At 68.7% G+C, this 14,509-nt stretch carries 14 protein-coding genes; 5 read left to right on the top strand and 9 right to left on the bottom strand.

Going from position 1 to position 14,509, the window contains the following annotated elements; genetic code table 11:
- Positions 1-4 precede the first annotated feature (4 nt).
- The 8 genes from BJY18_RS28700 to BJY18_RS28665 form a co-directional block, all read right to left on the bottom strand.
- On the bottom strand, positions 5-958 hold the full coding sequence (locus tag BJY18_RS28700) for an ABC transporter permease (protein WP_184783022.1): 954 nt from the start codon (positions 956-958) through the stop codon (positions 5-7).
- On the bottom strand, positions 951-1,877 hold the full coding sequence (locus tag BJY18_RS28695) for an ABC transporter permease (RefSeq protein ID WP_184783021.1): 927 nt from the start codon (positions 1,875-1,877) through the stop codon (positions 951-953). The genes BJY18_RS28700 and BJY18_RS28695 overlap by 8 nt, the downstream gene beginning before the upstream one ends.
- 102 nt (positions 1,878-1,979) lie before the next feature.
- Positions 1,980-3,599, bottom strand: a complete 1,620-nt coding sequence (locus BJY18_RS28690) for a peptide ABC transporter substrate-binding protein (protein WP_184783020.1) — start codon at positions 3,597-3,599, stop codon at positions 1,980-1,982.
- 170 nt (positions 3,600-3,769) lie between these two features.
- Positions 3,770-4,723 carry a Ppx/GppA phosphatase family protein gene (locus BJY18_RS28685; RefSeq protein ID WP_184783019.1) on the bottom strand — a complete coding sequence of 318 codons (954 nt, stop codon included), beginning with the start codon at positions 4,721-4,723 and terminating at the stop codon, positions 3,770-3,772.
- Between the two features lie 829 nt (positions 4,724-5,552).
- A complete protein-coding gene (locus BJY18_RS28680; protein ID WP_184784907.1) occupies positions 5,553-6,074 on the bottom strand; it encodes a DUF501 domain-containing protein in 522 nt (173 codons plus the stop codon).
- Positions 6,075-6,290: 216 nt separating this feature from the next.
- Positions 6,291-6,653 carry an FtsB family cell division protein gene (locus tag BJY18_RS28675; protein WP_221457993.1) on the bottom strand — a complete coding sequence of 121 codons (363 nt, stop codon included), beginning with the start codon at positions 6,651-6,653 and terminating at the stop codon, positions 6,291-6,293.
- A gap of 190 nt (positions 6,654-6,843) precedes the next feature.
- A complete protein-coding gene (gene eno / locus BJY18_RS28670; protein WP_184783017.1) occupies positions 6,844-8,130 on the bottom strand; it encodes a phosphopyruvate hydratase in 1,287 nt (428 codons plus the stop codon).
- 100 nt (positions 8,131-8,230) lie between these two features.
- Positions 8,231-8,713 carry a VOC family protein gene (locus tag BJY18_RS28665; RefSeq protein ID WP_246459000.1) on the bottom strand — a complete coding sequence of 161 codons (483 nt, stop codon included), beginning with the start codon at positions 8,711-8,713 and terminating at the stop codon, positions 8,231-8,233.
- A 71-nt stretch (positions 8,714-8,784) separates the two neighbouring features.
- On the opposite strand from BJY18_RS28665, the gene BJY18_RS28660 reads away from it, so the two are divergent.
- Both BJY18_RS28660 and BJY18_RS28655 read left to right on the top strand, forming a co-directional pair.
- Positions 8,785-9,189: a tetratricopeptide repeat protein gene (locus BJY18_RS28660; protein ID WP_184783015.1), complete on the top strand. Its 405-nt coding sequence runs from the start codon at positions 8,785-8,787 to the stop codon at positions 9,187-9,189.
- 391 nt (positions 9,190-9,580) lie between these two features.
- The gene (locus BJY18_RS28655) at positions 9,581-9,829 is read left to right on the top strand and encodes a hypothetical protein (RefSeq protein ID WP_184785075.1); all 249 of its coding nucleotides are present in this window, start codon (positions 9,581-9,583) and stop codon (positions 9,827-9,829) included.
- Between the two features lie 245 nt (positions 9,830-10,074).
- Here BJY18_RS28655 and BJY18_RS28650 read toward each other — a convergent pair whose 3' ends face one another.
- Positions 10,075-10,881: a lysozyme family protein gene (locus BJY18_RS28650; RefSeq protein ID WP_312873991.1), complete on the bottom strand. Its 807-nt coding sequence runs from the start codon at positions 10,879-10,881 to the stop codon at positions 10,075-10,077.
- A gap of 272 nt (positions 10,882-11,153) precedes the next feature.
- On the opposite strand from BJY18_RS28650, the gene efeU reads away from it, so the two are divergent.
- The 3 genes from efeU to efeB are packed head-to-tail and all read left to right on the top strand — an operon-like array spanning position 11,154 to position 14,409.
- Complete coding sequence (gene efeU, locus BJY18_RS28645; RefSeq protein WP_312873990.1) at positions 11,154-12,032, top strand: iron uptake transporter permease EfeU; 879 nt, start codon at positions 11,154-11,156, stop codon at positions 12,030-12,032.
- A complete protein-coding gene (gene efeO, locus BJY18_RS28640; protein WP_184783014.1) occupies positions 12,029-13,165 on the top strand; it encodes an iron uptake system protein EfeO in 1,137 nt (378 codons plus the stop codon). The genes efeU and efeO overlap by 4 nt, the downstream gene beginning before the upstream one ends.
- Complete coding sequence (gene efeB / locus BJY18_RS28635; protein ID WP_184783013.1) at positions 13,162-14,409, top strand: iron uptake transporter deferrochelatase/peroxidase subunit; 1,248 nt, start codon at positions 13,162-13,164, stop codon at positions 14,407-14,409. Before efeO ends, efeB begins: the two co-directional genes overlap by 4 nt.
- Positions 14,410-14,509: the final 100 nt, after the last annotated feature.

The raw sequence follows: 14,509 nt of genomic DNA, 5'->3' as shown, positions 1-14,509 counted from the left end.
GGGGCTACCTCGACTTCGGGTCGAGCGCGTCGCGGATTCCGTCACCGAGCATCACGAAAGCGAGCACGGTGATGGTGACGAACGCGCCGGGGAACAGGAGCATGTGCGGGATCGCCCGGAAGTAGTCGCGGGAATCGCTGATCATCACGCCCCACGAGACGACCGGCGGCCGCACGCCGATGCCGAGGTAGGCCAGCGTCGCCTCGGCGCCGATGTTCGCGCCGAGCGCGATGGTGGCGTAGACCAGAACCGGCGCCAGGGTGTTCGGCAGCAGGTGCCGGAACACGATCCGGGGCGTGCCCGCGCCGAGCGCCCGCGCCGCCTTGACGTAGTCCAGCTGCTTGGCCACCAGCGTCGCCGAGCGCATGATGCGCATCGCGACCGGCCAGGACAGCACCGCGATCGAGAGCACCACCTGCACGATGATGGTGACCTGACCGGGATTCGACCCTGGCGCGTTGAACGTGGTGAGGATGACGATCGCGCCGAGCACGAACGGCAGCCCGGCGAAGATGTCGCCGAACCGGGAGAACACGCTGTCCACGAGCCGGCCGTAGTAGCCCGCGACGATGCCCATGAACGATCCGAAGAGGACAGTCAGGACGGTCGCGAAGATCCCGACCAGCAACGAGGCCCGTGCCCCGTAGATGGTGCGGGTGTACACGTCGTAGCCCTGGTTGTCGTAGCCGAACCAGGCGTCGCCGGACGGTCCCTCGTTCGCGTGGGTGAGGTCGGCGGCGCCGGGATCGCCGTGCGCGAACAGCCCGGGCGCGATCGCGATCAGCACCACCAGCAGGAGGATCACCGCGGCGATCAGGAACGACGGCTTCCGGCGCAACTGGCGCCAGGCGTCGGCCCACAGGCTGCGGGGTTTCTTCGGTCCGGCAGCGGAATCGTCGATACGCGACAGCTCCGCCGCGTCGACTCCCCCGCCACCGACGAGATTGGGGTCAGTCATAACGGATCCTCGGGTCGAGAACGGCGTAGAGCAGGTCCACGATCAGGCTCATCAGCAGGTACACCAGCACCAGCAGCACGACGACACCGACGACGGTCGCGCTCTCCCGGTTCTGGATACCGCGGAAGATGAGCCCACCGAGGCCGTTGATGTTGAACACGCCCTCGGTCACGATCGCGCCACCCATCAGCGCACCCAGGTCGGTGCCCAGGAACGTGAGCACCGGGATCACCGAATTGCGCAGCAGGTGCACCCCGATCACCCGGCTGTTCGGCTGCCCCTTGGCGATCGCGGTGCGGATGTAGTCGGCGTGCCGGTTCTCCGCGATCGAGGTTCTGGTCAGCCGTGCGATGTAGGCCATGGACAGGCTGCCGAGCGCGATCCCCGGCACGATCAGCTCACCGATGCCGGGATCGTCGGACACGCTCGCGTCGATGAGGCCGAATTCGGTACCCAGCACGATCTGCAGCACGATCGCGGTCACGAACACCGGAAGGGAGATCAGGAAGGTGGTGGAGACCAGCACCAGATTGTCCAGGAAACCCCTGCCGCGCAGGCCGGTCAGCACCCCGGCGGACAGCCCGATCACGGCCTCGATGATCACCGCGATGATCGCCAGCCGCAGCGTGATCGGGTAGGAGTTGGCGATCAGCTCGCCGACCGAGTTGCCGTTGAAGGTCTCACCCCAGTCGCCGGTGAACAGGCTGCCGAGGTACTTGAAGTACTGGACGATCAGGTTGTCGTCCAGGTGGAACTTCTCGGTCATCAGGTCGATGTAGGCCTGCGGGCAGGCCTGTTGACCGCATTTGCCGGAGAACGGGTCCCCGGGCACGGCCCACACCAGCGTGTAGATCAGGAACGTGGTGCCGAAGAACACCGGGATCAGCTGGAGCAGGCGGCGCAGGACGTAGCGAATCATGCGTGGTTCCTAGGAGTGCGCGCCGGGTTCGTGAGTGGCGAGGCCGGTTGTGACCGGCCTCGCCACTCACGAACCGCGTGGTGGGAGCGGATGGTCAGCGCGTCACTTCGTGACCTCGACGGTGGAGAGGTCCGCGCGGCGGCGGAAGTCCAGCCCGGCCGTCTTGGCGTGGTCGGACTTCGCGGCCACGCCCTTCTCGTCCCACACCGGGATCGACGGCAGGTCCTGGGCGATCATGTCCTCGGCCTGCTGGTAGAGCTTCACCGCGGCGTCCTTGTCGGCGGTCCCGTCGGCCTCGGCGAGCTTCGCGTCGACCTGGGGGTTGGAGTACACCGAGTCGTTCGACGACGCACCGGTCCGGAAGATCGGGTTGAGGAAGTCCTCGATCGACGGGTAGTCGGCCGACCAGTCCGCCCGGCCCATGCCGGTGAGCTTGTGCCCGACCACGATGCTGCGCCACTGGCCGAAGTCGGTGGCGGGCACGAAGTCACAGGCCACGCCGAGGGTCTTCTTGATGCTGTTGCACGCGGCCACCAGCGGTTCCTTGCGGCCACCGTCGGCGTTCGAGGCAATCGTCAGCTTGCCCTTGAAACCGGACTTCTGGAAGTACATCTTCGCCTGTGCCGGATCGAACTTGCAGAACTTGCACACGCCCGGCCGGTAACCCGGGATGCCCTGGGAGACGTAGCCGTCGGCAGGCACGTAGGTGTCGTTCATGACGGTCTTGGTGATCTGCGCGCGGTCGATCGCGAGCGAGATCGCCTTGCGCAGGTCGAGGTTGTCGTACCCGGGAACGTAGTACGGGATGGCGATCGTGCTGATGCCCAGCAGGTGGCCGGTGACCAGGTTGTCCTTCAGGTCGGTCTTGTACTTGCTGCCGGCCAGCGCCGAGGGCGGCAGCGTCTCGATGAAGTCCAGCTTGTTGCTGAGCAGGTCCTGGTAGGCGGTTTCCTGGCTGGAGTAGATCTTGATGTCCAGGTCCTTGAACTTGACCTTGTCCTGGCCCTGGTAGCCGTCGAAGCGGGTGAGCTTGATGTCCGCGTTCGGGGTGCGGCTCACGAACTTCATCGGACCGTTGCCGATCGGGTGCTGCGCGAACGCCTTCGGGTCCTTGAAGAACGCGTCCGGCAGCGGCGCGAAAGCGGTGTAGCCGATCTTGATGCCGAAGACGGAGAACGGGGCGCTGAGGGTGACCTGGAACTCGTAGTCGTTCTTCACCACGAGGCCGGACATCTTGTCCGCGGCCGGCTTGGCGTTCTCGTCCTCGGGGTGCACGTCCGCGTAGCCCTCGATGTTCTCGAAGAACGTGCTGTTGATCTGGCCGTTGGGCGCGTAGGCGCCGTAGTTCCAGGCGTCGACGAAGTTCTTCGCCTTGACCTCGGTGCCGTCGTGGAACTTCCAGCCGTGCTTGATCTTGATGTCGTAGACCTTGGAATCGGTCGTGGTGATCGATTCGGCCATCTGGTTGAACGGCTCGGCGTTCTCCCCCTTGAAGCCGACCAGCTCGGCGAACATCGGGTCGACCGCCTTGCTGCCGCCCAGTTCGTTGGTGTTCGTCGGGATCAGCGTGTTCTGGGGTTCGGTGCCGTAGACGGTGAACGTCCCGTTCGGGTCGGCCTCCCCCGACGAGCCGCTGCTCGAACCGCCACCGCACGCGGTCAGCAGCAGCAGTGACAAGGTTGTCACCGCTGCGGCGGCGCGGAACCTGGTTGAACCCCGCATGTCCCCTCCGATTTCGACGTCCGAAAAGTGAGACGGACGTTATCGGCGAACCGTCGCGGGAAGTCGGGTTAGCGGGTTGCAAATGAATGACAACACGGTCCGTCACCCGGTTGGCCCACTACTTCAGACGGTGATCACATGGAGTGACCCCTTGTCGGAGCGCTGCCGAGTCAGGCCAGGGACAGCGCGATGCCGTCGAGGATGTCGTGCTCACTGACCACGAGCTGGTCCGGACCACCGCGGGCGGCGAACTGCTCGGCCAGCACCTGGACGATCACCGAGCCCCCGCCGATCACGTCGACGCGGCCCGGGTGGATCACCGGATTGGCCGCACGGGTGGCGCGGTCGGCGGCGAGCAGGTTCGCGGCGAGACGATCGAGGTCGGCGTGCGTGAGCTTGGACAGGTGGGTGCGCTCGGAGTCGTACTCCGGCAGCTCCTGGGAGATCGCCGACAACGTCGTCACCGTGCCGGCGACGCCGATCCACGTGCGTGCCTTGGCGACGTCCACGACGTCGAACGCTTCGGTGAGCACCTGGCGCGCCAGCTCCCGAGCCGCCGCGATCTCCTCGGCGGTGGGCGGGTCGCCCGGCAGCGTGCGTTCGGTGATCCGGACGCAGCCGATGTCGACCGACTTCGCGGCCAGCATCTCGGCCTCCCGGCCGTTCCAGGTGCCGAGCACCAGTTCGGTGGAACCACCGCCGACGTCGACGACCACGAACGGGCCATCGTCTGGATCCTGCTCACCGACCGCGCCGGTGAACGACAGCCGGGCTTCCTCGTCGCCGCTGATCACCTCGGCCTCGGTGCCGAGCGTCTCGCGGGTCATGGCGAAGAACTCGTCGCGGTTGCTCGCGTCACGGGTCGCGGAGGTGGCGACCATCCGGACCTTTTCGACCCCCTTGCGCCGCGCCGCGACGGTGTAGTCGGCGAGCGCGGCCCGGGTCCGCTCGAGCGCCTCCGGCGCGAGCCGCCCGGTGGCGTCGACCCCCTGCCCGAGCCGCACGACGCGCATCTCGCGGTGCAGATCACGCAAGTCGACCGTGCCGTCATGACGCGGCGTCAACTCGGCGACGAGCAGACGAATGGAGTTGGTCCCACAGTCGATCGCGGCTACCCGAGGCATACCCCCGACCTTACTGCCCAGGCCTCGTGCGCACGTCTCATGCCCGGGCTCAGGTCGGGGTTCATGCGGGGGCTCAGGTCGGGCTCAGGTCGGAGCTTAGGTCGGGCTCCTGCCGGGGCGCTTATCCGAGGCTCACGTCGGACTCATGCCAGGGCTCGTATCCGAGGCTCATGCCGGGGCTCGTGTCCAGGGCTCAGGCCGGACTCCTGCCACGGCTCGCGTCCAGGGCTCACGTCGGACTCCTGCCGGGGCTCACGACCCGCCCCTCACGGCCCGCTCTTTCGCATTACCTGCAGCAGCAACTCCCGGCCTGCGCCGGCAGACCACGACTACCCGGCATTACCCAGCGCTGCCCACAGCACGTCGGCGCGTTGCCCTCGCCGGCAGGCCCATTGCCCACGACCGCCCGGTTCACGGTCCAACGCGGCGGTGGGGCATCGGCCTCCGGGACACCCATTCACCACCCACAGCGACACGATCCACAGCCGTCGGCGACACAGCTCACCGCCCACGACCACCGTCACGCATCGACTTCGGCCGCGCAGTTCCACCGCCCAGCACCGCAGTCACGCATCGCCCTCGGCGACACCTACCCACCGCAGCACGATCCATGCCTTCGGCTGCACGATCTAATGCCCACGGCCACGATCACCCATCGCCCTCGGCAACACTCACCCCCCACAGCAGCACGATCCACCACCTTCCCCCACAGGTCTCATTACCTTCTCCCCTGCGTACCCACCCTTCCCCTCCCGGAGCGCAGCCCCCTCCGGCTGCCCACAGAGTCCCCGGACCCCACGCCGGCGAACTGCCCACCGGCGAGCGGACGTCACCCGGCGCAGTCACCGGTCGGCCAGCCCTGTTCGCGGACCCACGCCAGCGTTTCGTCGCCGAAGGGGTTCGTTCCCGGGCCGGCCGCGAGGGTGTGCGCGAGGTGGACGTGCAGGCACTTCACCCGTCCGGGCATTCCTCCGGCGGTGACCTGCGTGCCGAGCGATTCGATGGCGTCCCGTTCGGCGAGGTACGTCTCGTGCGTGCGCTGGTAGGCCGCCGCGAGCTCGGGGTCGGTGCCGAGCCGTTCGGTCATCTCCTTCATGATCCCGGACGCCTCGAGCGTGCCGACCAGCGACGTCAGCCGCGGGCACGTGAGGTAGTACAGCGTGGGGAACGGGGTGCCGTTCTCCAGCCGTGGGCTGGTCTGAACCACCGACGGGTGCCCACCGGGGCACCGCGCCGCGACAGCCCGCAAGGCCCGTGGCGGCCGGCCGAGCTGCTGCGCGATGACCTCCCGGTCGGCATCGGTGACGGGCTCGAAACGGGGCGTCTGCGTGCTGCTGTTCACGATGTCCAGGCTAATGCCGTCCGCCGTCCGGACGGCCGCAGCCTCCGCCGGAACGCCCGGGTTGTCCCCAACTCCGCGACCCTGTGCACAACCCTGTTCGACCGGCCGCACCCGGCTGATCCGCGGCGTAGCGTTCCTGACATCGAGCCCGCCCCGGACCGGAAGGAGGTCGTCACAGTGCGCCGGAAGCCACCCATCGCCAGCGAGAACGCCAGAACGGCAAGCTCAGCCGCCGGAAACCTGATCCCACAGGTTCTCGTACCACGAACCCTGCGGAACCTCCTGCGGTCCCGGCTGCCGCGGCGGCGCGGCGGGCTGGTCCTCGGGCAGTTGCACGACGTACGGCGTCTCCCCGGGCTTGACGTACCGGAGCCGGCGCCGGGCCTCCGCCTCGATCTGCGCCGGGTCACTCAGCTGGCCCTTGCGGTTGCGCAGCTGGGCCACCTCCTGCTGGAGCTGCGCCCGCTGCGCTTCCTGCTCCCGCACTTCCGAACGCTGGCTGAGGTAGGTGCGCAACGGCACGGCGACGGTGAACGCCAGCGCGCACACCACGATCGCCACCACGGCGGCCCGCCGGGTGGTCGACATCCCCAGCACCTTGGCCGCCCCGGAGGCACGCTTCGCCGCCAGACCGCGGCGCAGCCGTGCTCTGGTCGTCTCCGGCGTGCCGCCCGTGCGGCGCCGGGCCGAGGCGGGACGACGGGCCCGTGTCGACCCGCTCCCGTCAGCCCGACCGCCGCGGCGGTTGCGCGCCCTCCCCCGGTCGGCCATCGGCGTCTCAGGCCTCCGCGGTGAACCGCGGGAAGGCCAGGTCGCCGGCGTAGCGGGCGGCGTCCGCGAGAGTCTCCTCGATGCGCAGGAGCTGGTTGTACTTCGCGATCCGCTCGCCGCGCGCCGGGGCACCGGTCTTGATCTGGCCCACGCCGGTGGCGACGGCCAGATCGGCGATGAAGGTGTCCTCGGTCTCGCCGGAGCGGTGGCTCATCATCGACTTGTAGCCGTACGACGTGGCCAGCGAGACCGCGTCGAGCGTCTCGGAAAGGGTGCCGATCTGGTTGACCTTCACCAGCAGCGCGTTCGCCGCACGCCGGCTGATGCCTTCCTCGAGGCGGTCCGGGTTCGTGACGAACAGGTCGTCGCCCACGAGCTGGACCTTGTCACCGACCTCGGCGGTCAGCTGGACCCAGCCGTCCCAGTCGTCCTCGCCCAGCGGGTCCTCGATCGAGACCAGCGGGTAGTCGCGCAGGAGTTCGGCGTAGTACGCGGACATCTGCTCGGCGCTGCGCTTCGTGCCTTCGAAGGTGTAGGCGCCGTCGGAGTAGAACTCCGTGGCCGCGACGTCCAGCGCGAGTGCCACGTCCCGGCCCGGGGCGTAGCCGGCCTTCTGGATGGCCTGCAGGATGAGGTCGAGGGCATCACGGTTGTTGCCGAGGCTGGGCGCGAACCCGCCTTCGTCGCCGAGTCCGGTGGCCAGACCGCGGCTCTTCAGGACCGACTTCAGCGCGTGGTAGACCTCGGTGCCCCAGCGGAGCGCCTCACGGAAGGACTCGGCGCCGATCGGCGCGATCATGAACTCCTGGATGTCCACGTCGGTGTCCGCGTGCGCGCCACCGTTGAGGATGTTCAGCATCGGGACCGGCAGCACGTGTGCGTTCGGTCCGCCGAGGTAGCGGAACAGCTCCAGCTCGGCCGAGTCCGCCGCGGCCTTCGCGACCGCCAGCGAGACGCCCAGCACAGCGTTCGCGCCGAGCCGCGACTTGCCCGGCGTGCCGTCGAGGTCGACCAGCTTCTGGTCGACGATCCGCTGGTCCACCGCGTCGACACCGGTGAGGTCGGGGCCGATCTCGTCGAGTACCGCGGAGACCGCGCGTTCCACGCCCTTGCCGTTGTACCGGCCGGTGTCCCCGTCACGCAGCTCGACGGCTTCGTGCTCGCCGGTGGACGCACCCGACGGAACGGCGGCCCGCGCCAGCGTGCCGTCGTCGAGTGCCACCTCCACCTCGACGGTCGGGTTGCCGCGCGAATCGAGGATCTCGCGCGCGCCTACCTGCTCGATGAGAGCCACGCTCTGCTCCTTGGTGGGTCGTGCCTGCGGTGACGCCGCCCAGCGTAGCCGTCCACGGGGTTCACCCGTTGGAGGCTCGGCCGACACCAGGCGGTTCCGCTCAGTGTTCCCCGGGCGGGTCCTCGGTGTCCTCCGGCCGCACCTCGCGCCATCCCGACGGCAGGTCGACGGTGTCGGTGACCTGCTGCCAGAACGTCCAGCTGTTGCCGCCGGGGTCGGCGACGGTGAACACGCGCGCGCCGTAGGGCTGGTTCTGCGGCGGATCCGGCTCGGCCTCCTCGCCGAGTGCCGCCCGTACCCGCTCGTACTGCGCGTCGACGTCGGTCACGTAGATGATGTTGAGCTGCCCGACCGGTCCTTCGGCGCCCTTCGCCTCCCAGTACTCGGGCCCGACGCCGGCGAGCTGGACTCGTCCGGATCCGGCGCACAGCGTGGCCTGGAAGACCTCGCCGGACGCATCCTCGAACCGGACCTCTTCCGTGAAGCCGAACACCCTGGTCAGCCACGCGAGCGCCGCGGTGGCGTCCGTGTAGTAGAGGTACGGCGCCAGTCCCAAGTAACCGGGCTCCTCATCGCTGCTCATGGCAGAACAGTCCATCACGCCGCCCGCGGCGGTCGTGCAACGCCCTCCACGACGGTATCGTCGGAGTGACCATGACGGACGCCGAACCAGCACCCGAACCCACCGGCGAATCCCGTGTCCGCGCCTTCCGGGAGGCCGAGGAGCTGGTCGGGAGACGCCGGCCGCTCGACGCGCTCAAGGCCCTCGAACCCCTGCTCGACGACGAGTCCGACAAACCGAGTGTGCAGCTGCTGGCCGGGCGCGCCTACTTCCACTCGGCACAGCTGCGCCGCGCCGAACGCGCGTTCACCAAGGTCCTCGAACTCGACCCGACCGACCACTACGCGCGGTTCGTGCTGGGCCGCACCCTGCAGCGCCTCGGCCGTTTGGCCGAGGCGCTCGGACAACTGCGGATGGCGTCGGCGATGAACCCGATCCCGGAGTACCTGGAAGCCATCAGTGAGGTCAGAGCCCGCATCGCTCTGAGCGACACCTGACCAGCCGGGACGAGTCGGCTCCGGCGCTCCCCGCCTGGCTGCGCCGCCCCGTTCGGCCGGACAGCATGAAGGCCTTGAGCCGACGTCGCACGCTCCGCGCACACGACCGTCAAGACGACGACGAGGCACGTCGGCCCGGGAGAGCACCGGATTGGGCCGGCGGCGCGGTGCCGGCGAGAACACTGGACCAAAGTCGGCGGCGTGGCGGCGGCAAGCGGACCGGACCAAGGTCGGCGACGTGATAACGGCCAGAGCACCGGACCGAGGTCGCCGGCGTGGTGCCGACGGTTCTGGCCATCCGGCGAGGGCGCTCGGCCGGTCGGCCGATCCGCGGCAGCTAGCCGGAGACGGACCCTTGAGTCAGCACGGAGAACGACTCGAGGAGGCGGGCATGACCACCCTGACCGTGATCGGAACCATCGTCGGGCTCGGCGTGCTGGTGCTGATGTCGCTGGCACCGGTACTGGTGGACCTGAACGAGCGATTCCCGGCCACCCCGGAAAAGCAGGCGACGCACGACCGGCCGCTGCGGAACCAAGGAACCCGCGAGGAAGCAGGACGCAAACCGGCGGCAGCCGCGAAAGCTCTGCTGGCGCACGGCGTTCCGGCCCGGCCCCAGACCTTTTCGGCGCGGGTGTAAGCATTTCGGCGAAGGCGCAAGCGTGCCGGCGTAGGCACAGATCGGCACGAGCGTGAGCGATAGCGTTTCAACGCAGAGGCAGGACGGACGCGACCGGAGCTGAATCGCCGGTACGGGACCGCGCTCTCAACGCCGGAACGCCAAGAACGCCAAGAACGCCAAGAACGCCAAGAATCCAGTCACACAACCGGCAACCCGGCAACCTGGCCAGTCACCAGCGCAGCGAATCCGAGCGAAGCGGGCGGTCAGGGGCGAACGCTGTCGGCAGCGTAGGAGTCCGCTGCCACGAAAGCGCTTTGGCCGTACTGGACGGACGCGTTGTAGAACAGGATGGCGCGCCACCAGCCTGCGGGGGTGCCCAGGTCGTCGGCGCCGGAGCAGAGGTAGCGGGCGGTGGTGAAGGCGGCGTCGTCGATGTTGGCGGGGTTGGGGGTCTTGCCGTCGCCGTTGGCGCGTTCCGCGTATTTCCGCCAGGCGGACGGGGGTAGCTGCAGGGGGCCCAGCTTGTGGTCGGCCGCGCGGTCGCCGTCGAGTTCGCCGGCGTCGGTGTCCGGGCCGGCCGGTGGGCCCGGGGGCAGCCCGGAGACGGCACCGTCCGGCGCGATCCGCATCTTGTCCGACGTCAGGTGGCCGATCGCGGCGAGAGTGGCCCACGACAGGTGACACGACGGCTTCTGCCGGTTCATCCACATCTCCGCCCGGCCGTAGGCCGACAGCAACCGCGGCGAGAGGCCGGTCTTCCCCGCCACTCGCGCGGCCCACGCATCGAGTTCCGCCTGATCCGACACCGTCGGACGGTCCGGGGGCGCAGCCAGCCCGGCCCGCGGCACCTGCGCGCCCGACTTCGGGGCCTGGTCCGGTTCGACCGATGACGGCGGCGGCGCCGGCGGGGGCGCAGGCGACGGCGGGTTCGGGTCGCGCACCCCGATCGTCACCACCAGCACGACGCCGGTGAGCACCAGACCCACCGACATGGCGATGCGGCCGCGGTAACGACGGGGCGGTCCCGCCGCGGACGATTCGGCGACGGTCTGCTGGGTGGTATCGGCCACCCGGACAGGTTACTGATGACCACACCCGCGGGACGCTGAATCGGGCGAATGGCAAGCGGACGGTTAACTTCGCGGCCGAACTTCCGGCGGCCTCCGATTCGCTGCCCGGAGCGAAAGCACCCGGTTTGACCTGCAGTTACCCTACCCTAACTCGCACAAAAGTGACCGTTTTGCCCAGTTCAGCCGCTCTGTCGAGCGATTTTCGCCACTGGACTTACAGGCAAGCCTTACCTAAAACCGTGAGGTCCACATGCGAAGGAGGGCACGGAACAGTGGTGTTTTCGAGCGCGCTCATCGGGCTGCGCGAAGGCCTCGAAGCGGCGCTGGTGGTCAGCATCCTCGTCGCCTTCCTCGTGAAGACCGGCCGAACGCACGCGCTGCGGTTCGTGTGGCCGGGCGTCGGCGCCGCGGTGCTGCTGTCGGTCGCCGTCGGCGCGATCCTGACCTACAGCACCGCGCAGCTGAGCTTCGAGCACCAGGAGCTGCTCGGTGGCAGCCTGTCGATCGTCGCGGTCGGTTTCGTCACGGCGATGGTCTTCTGGATGCGTAAGGCGTCCCGGCACATCGCCGCGGAGCTGCGCGGGAAGATGGAAGACGCGCTGCAGGTCGGCCCCGCGGCCGTGTTGCTGCTGTCGTTCCTCGCGGTCGGACGGGAAGGCCTCGAGACCGCAGTGTTCTTCTACTCCGCCGTACAGACCGCCCAATCCGACACAGTGCAACCGTTGACCGGCTTCGTGATCGGCATCGCCATCGCGATCGTCCTGGCTTACCTGCTCTACCGCGGCGCGGTGCGGTTCAACCTGGCGAAGTTCTTCACCATCACCGGCGTACTGCTGGTGTTCGTCGCCGCAGGCGTGCTCGGCTACGGCCTGCACGACCTTCAGGAAGCACAGTTCCTGCCAGGACTCACCACGCTGGCGTTCGACGCCTCGAGCACGCTGCCGGAGACGTCCTGGTACGGCGCGCTGCTCAAGGGGATCTTCAACTACTCACAGCAGACGACGGCGCTGCAGGCCGTCGCATGGGTCGCGTACGTCGTGATCGTGCTGCCGCTGTTCCTCAAGCCCACTCGCAAGAAGACCACTCGCAAGAACACCGCCCGTGAGAACACCGCACCGGCCGCGGCCGGTGCGGCCACCGTCGAGGAGTGACCGTGCCCAAGTCCCCCAGAACCCCGCTGACCGTGCTGGCCGGAGTCGGCGCGGTGGTGGCGCTCGCCGGTTGCGACAGCACAAACGCCGCCGCGGACGGGCCGATCAAGGTCGAAGCCTCGGACACCTCCTGTGCCGTCGCCGCCACGACGGCCGCCGCCGGCAACGTGACCTTCGAAATCGCCAACAAGGGCAGCAAGGTCACCGAGTTCTACCTCTACGCCGAGGGCGACCGGATCATGGGCGAGGTGGAGAACATCGCACCAGGGCTGAACCGCCGGCTGATCGTCGAGGTGCCGGAAGCGGGCAAGTACCAGACCGCGTGCAAGCCGGGAATGGTCGGCAACGGCATCCGCGGCGAGTTCACCGTGACCGGCGGGGCCACCCGCCAGGACGACGCCGACGCGCGGAAGGCCGCGGCCACCAAGAGCTACGCGACCTACGTGGCGGACAACAGCTCCGCCCTCGAGACGGAAACCGCCAAGTTCGCCGACGCGGTCAAGGCCGGCAAGGTCGACGAGGCCAAGTCCGAATACGCTCGTACACGTGTGTTCTACGAGCGGATCGAACCGGTCGCCGAGAAGTTCGGCGACCTCGACCCCGCGATCGACGCCCGCGAGGCCGACCTGGAGCCGGGTCAGCAGTTCACCGGCTTTCACCGACTCGAGAAGGACCTGTGGAGCACCGGCCTCCAAGCGGACAGCCCACGGATCGCGGACAAGCTACTGACCGACGTCAAGGACCTGGTCGCCAAGAGCAAGGACCTGAAGCTCAGCGCGCTCGACCTCGCCAACGGTGCGAAGAGCCTGCTCGACGAGGTCGCCACCGGCAAGATCACCGGCGAGGAGGAGACCTTCTCCCACACCGACCTGTGGGACTTCCAGTCCAATCTGGACGGGTCGAAGAACGCGATCCAGTCGCTCCGTCCGGTTCTGCAGGAACGAGACGCGGCACTCGTGTCCACTCTGGACACAGAGTTCGCGAATGTGCAGGCGCTGCTGGACAAGACCCGCGTGGGTGACGGATTCATGTACTACGACCAGTTGTCGCCGGTCGAGGTCAAGACCTTCGCCTCGGCGGTCGACGCGTTGAGCGAGCCGCTGAGCAAGGTCGCGGCGGTCGTGGCGAAATGACGGAGGTCTCTCGCCGGAAGCTGTTCGGTTACGCCGGCGCCGGCGTCGCGCTGGCCGGGGCCGGCGTGGCTGCCGGAGTCGGCGTCGACCGGATCGGCGACGACGCGCCCGCATCCGCCACGGCATCCACTGTGGACTTCCATGGCGCGCACCAGGCCGGCATCGTCACACCCACGCAGCAGAACCTGCACTTCGCCGCGCTCGACGTGACCACAAACGACGTCGGCAAGCTGCGCGAACTGCTGCACACCTGGACCGCCGCCGCCCGGCGGATGACCGCGGGACAGGAAGCGGTGGCAGCCGGCGCGGTCGGCGGCGCGGCGGAGGCTCCACCCGGCGACACCGGGGAGGCGCTCGACCTGCCCGCCGCCGACCTGACGCTGACCATCGGCTTCGGTCCGTCGCTGTTCGACGATCGGTTCGGTCTGGCCGCGAAGCGCCCGCCGCAGCTGGTCGAGCTGCCCTCGTTCCCGAAGGACAAGCTCGATCCGGCCCGCAGCGGCGGCGACCTGTGCATCCAGGCCTGCGCGAACGATCCGCAGGTCGCCGTGCACGCAGTACGCAACCTGGTCCGGCTCGGCTTCGGCGTCACCGAGGTGCGCTGGTCGCAGCTCGGCTTCGGGCGCAGCTCGTCGACCTCGCGCACGCAGCAGACCCCACGCAACCTGTTCGGCTTCAAGGACGGCACGAACAACGTCAAGGCCGAGGACACCGACGTGCTGCGGGACCAGGTGTGGGCACGGCCGGGTGACGGGCAGGCCTGGATGGCCGGCGGAACCTACCTCGTGGCACGCCGGATCCGGATGCACATCGAGACGTGGGACCGGGAGACGCTGGACGGTCAGGAGCAGACAGTCGGGCGCACCAAGGGATCCGGCGCGCCGTTGGGTCAGACCGGCGAGTTCGACCAGGTCGATCTGGATGTCGGCGGCGCGGGCGGAGTCCCGCTGATCGCGCCCGACGCACACATCCGGCTCGCCTCGCACCAGACGCTGCGCGGTGCCCGCATCCTGCGCCGTGGCTACAACTTCGTCGACGGTTCCGATGGCGTCGGTCATCTCGAGGCGGGATTGTTCTTCCTGGCCTTCAACCGGGACACCCGCACGCAGTACATCCCGATGCAGCAGGTGCTTTCGGCGAAGGACGCGATGATGGAGTACCTGCAGCACACCGGCTCCGCGCATTTCGCCGTCCCACCGGGACTCACCCCGACGTCGAGCTGGGGCGACGGGCTGTTCGGCTGACCGGCACAAACCGCGCGCCCGGGCCAGTGGCTGGGACCGATTGCCCGTGGCGCCGGACGGTTCGGGTTCAACCTGGTGCCCGCGCGGAGTTGACTTCCAG

Source organism: Amycolatopsis jiangsuensis, assembly GCF_014204865.1.
In the GTDB taxonomy this organism is placed as follows: Bacteria; Actinomycetota; Actinomycetes; order Mycobacteriales; family Pseudonocardiaceae; genus Amycolatopsis; species Amycolatopsis jiangsuensis.
The sequence above is the reverse complement of the archived record's forward strand: the minus strand, read 5'-3'. Positions and strand labels throughout refer to the sequence as shown.

Bases quoted from the DNA above. Each gene is read 5' to 3' on its own strand.
- BJY18_RS28665 (WP_246459000.1), bottom strand. From the start codon at position 8,713: ATGAGCAGCGATGAGGAGCCCGGTTACTTGGGACTGGCGCCGTACCTC.
- BJY18_RS28675 (WP_221457993.1), bottom strand. From the start codon at position 6,653: ATGTCGACCACCCGGCGGGCCGCCGTGGTGGCGATCGTGGTGTGCGCG.
- BJY18_RS28685 (WP_184783019.1), bottom strand. From the start codon at position 4,723: ATGCCTCGGGTAGCCGCGATCGACTGTGGGACCAACTCCATTCGTCTG.
- efeB (WP_184783013.1), top strand. From the start codon at position 13,162: ATGACGGAGGTCTCTCGCCGGAAGCTGTTCGGTTACGCCGGCGCCGGC.
- BJY18_RS28700 (WP_184783022.1), bottom strand. From the start codon at position 958: ATGACTGACCCCAATCTCGTCGGTGGCGGGGGAGTCGACGCGGCGGAG.
- BJY18_RS28655 (WP_184785075.1), top strand. From the start codon at position 9,581: ATGACCACCCTGACCGTGATCGGAACCATCGTCGGGCTCGGCGTGCTG.
- BJY18_RS28660 (WP_184783015.1), top strand. From the start codon at position 8,785: ATGACGGACGCCGAACCAGCACCCGAACCCACCGGCGAATCCCGTGTC.
- BJY18_RS28695 (WP_184783021.1), bottom strand. From the start codon at position 1,877: ATGATTCGCTACGTCCTGCGCCGCCTGCTCCAGCTGATCCCGGTGTTC.
- BJY18_RS28690 (WP_184783020.1), bottom strand. From the start codon at position 3,599: ATGCGGGGTTCAACCAGGTTCCGCGCCGCCGCAGCGGTGACAACCTTG.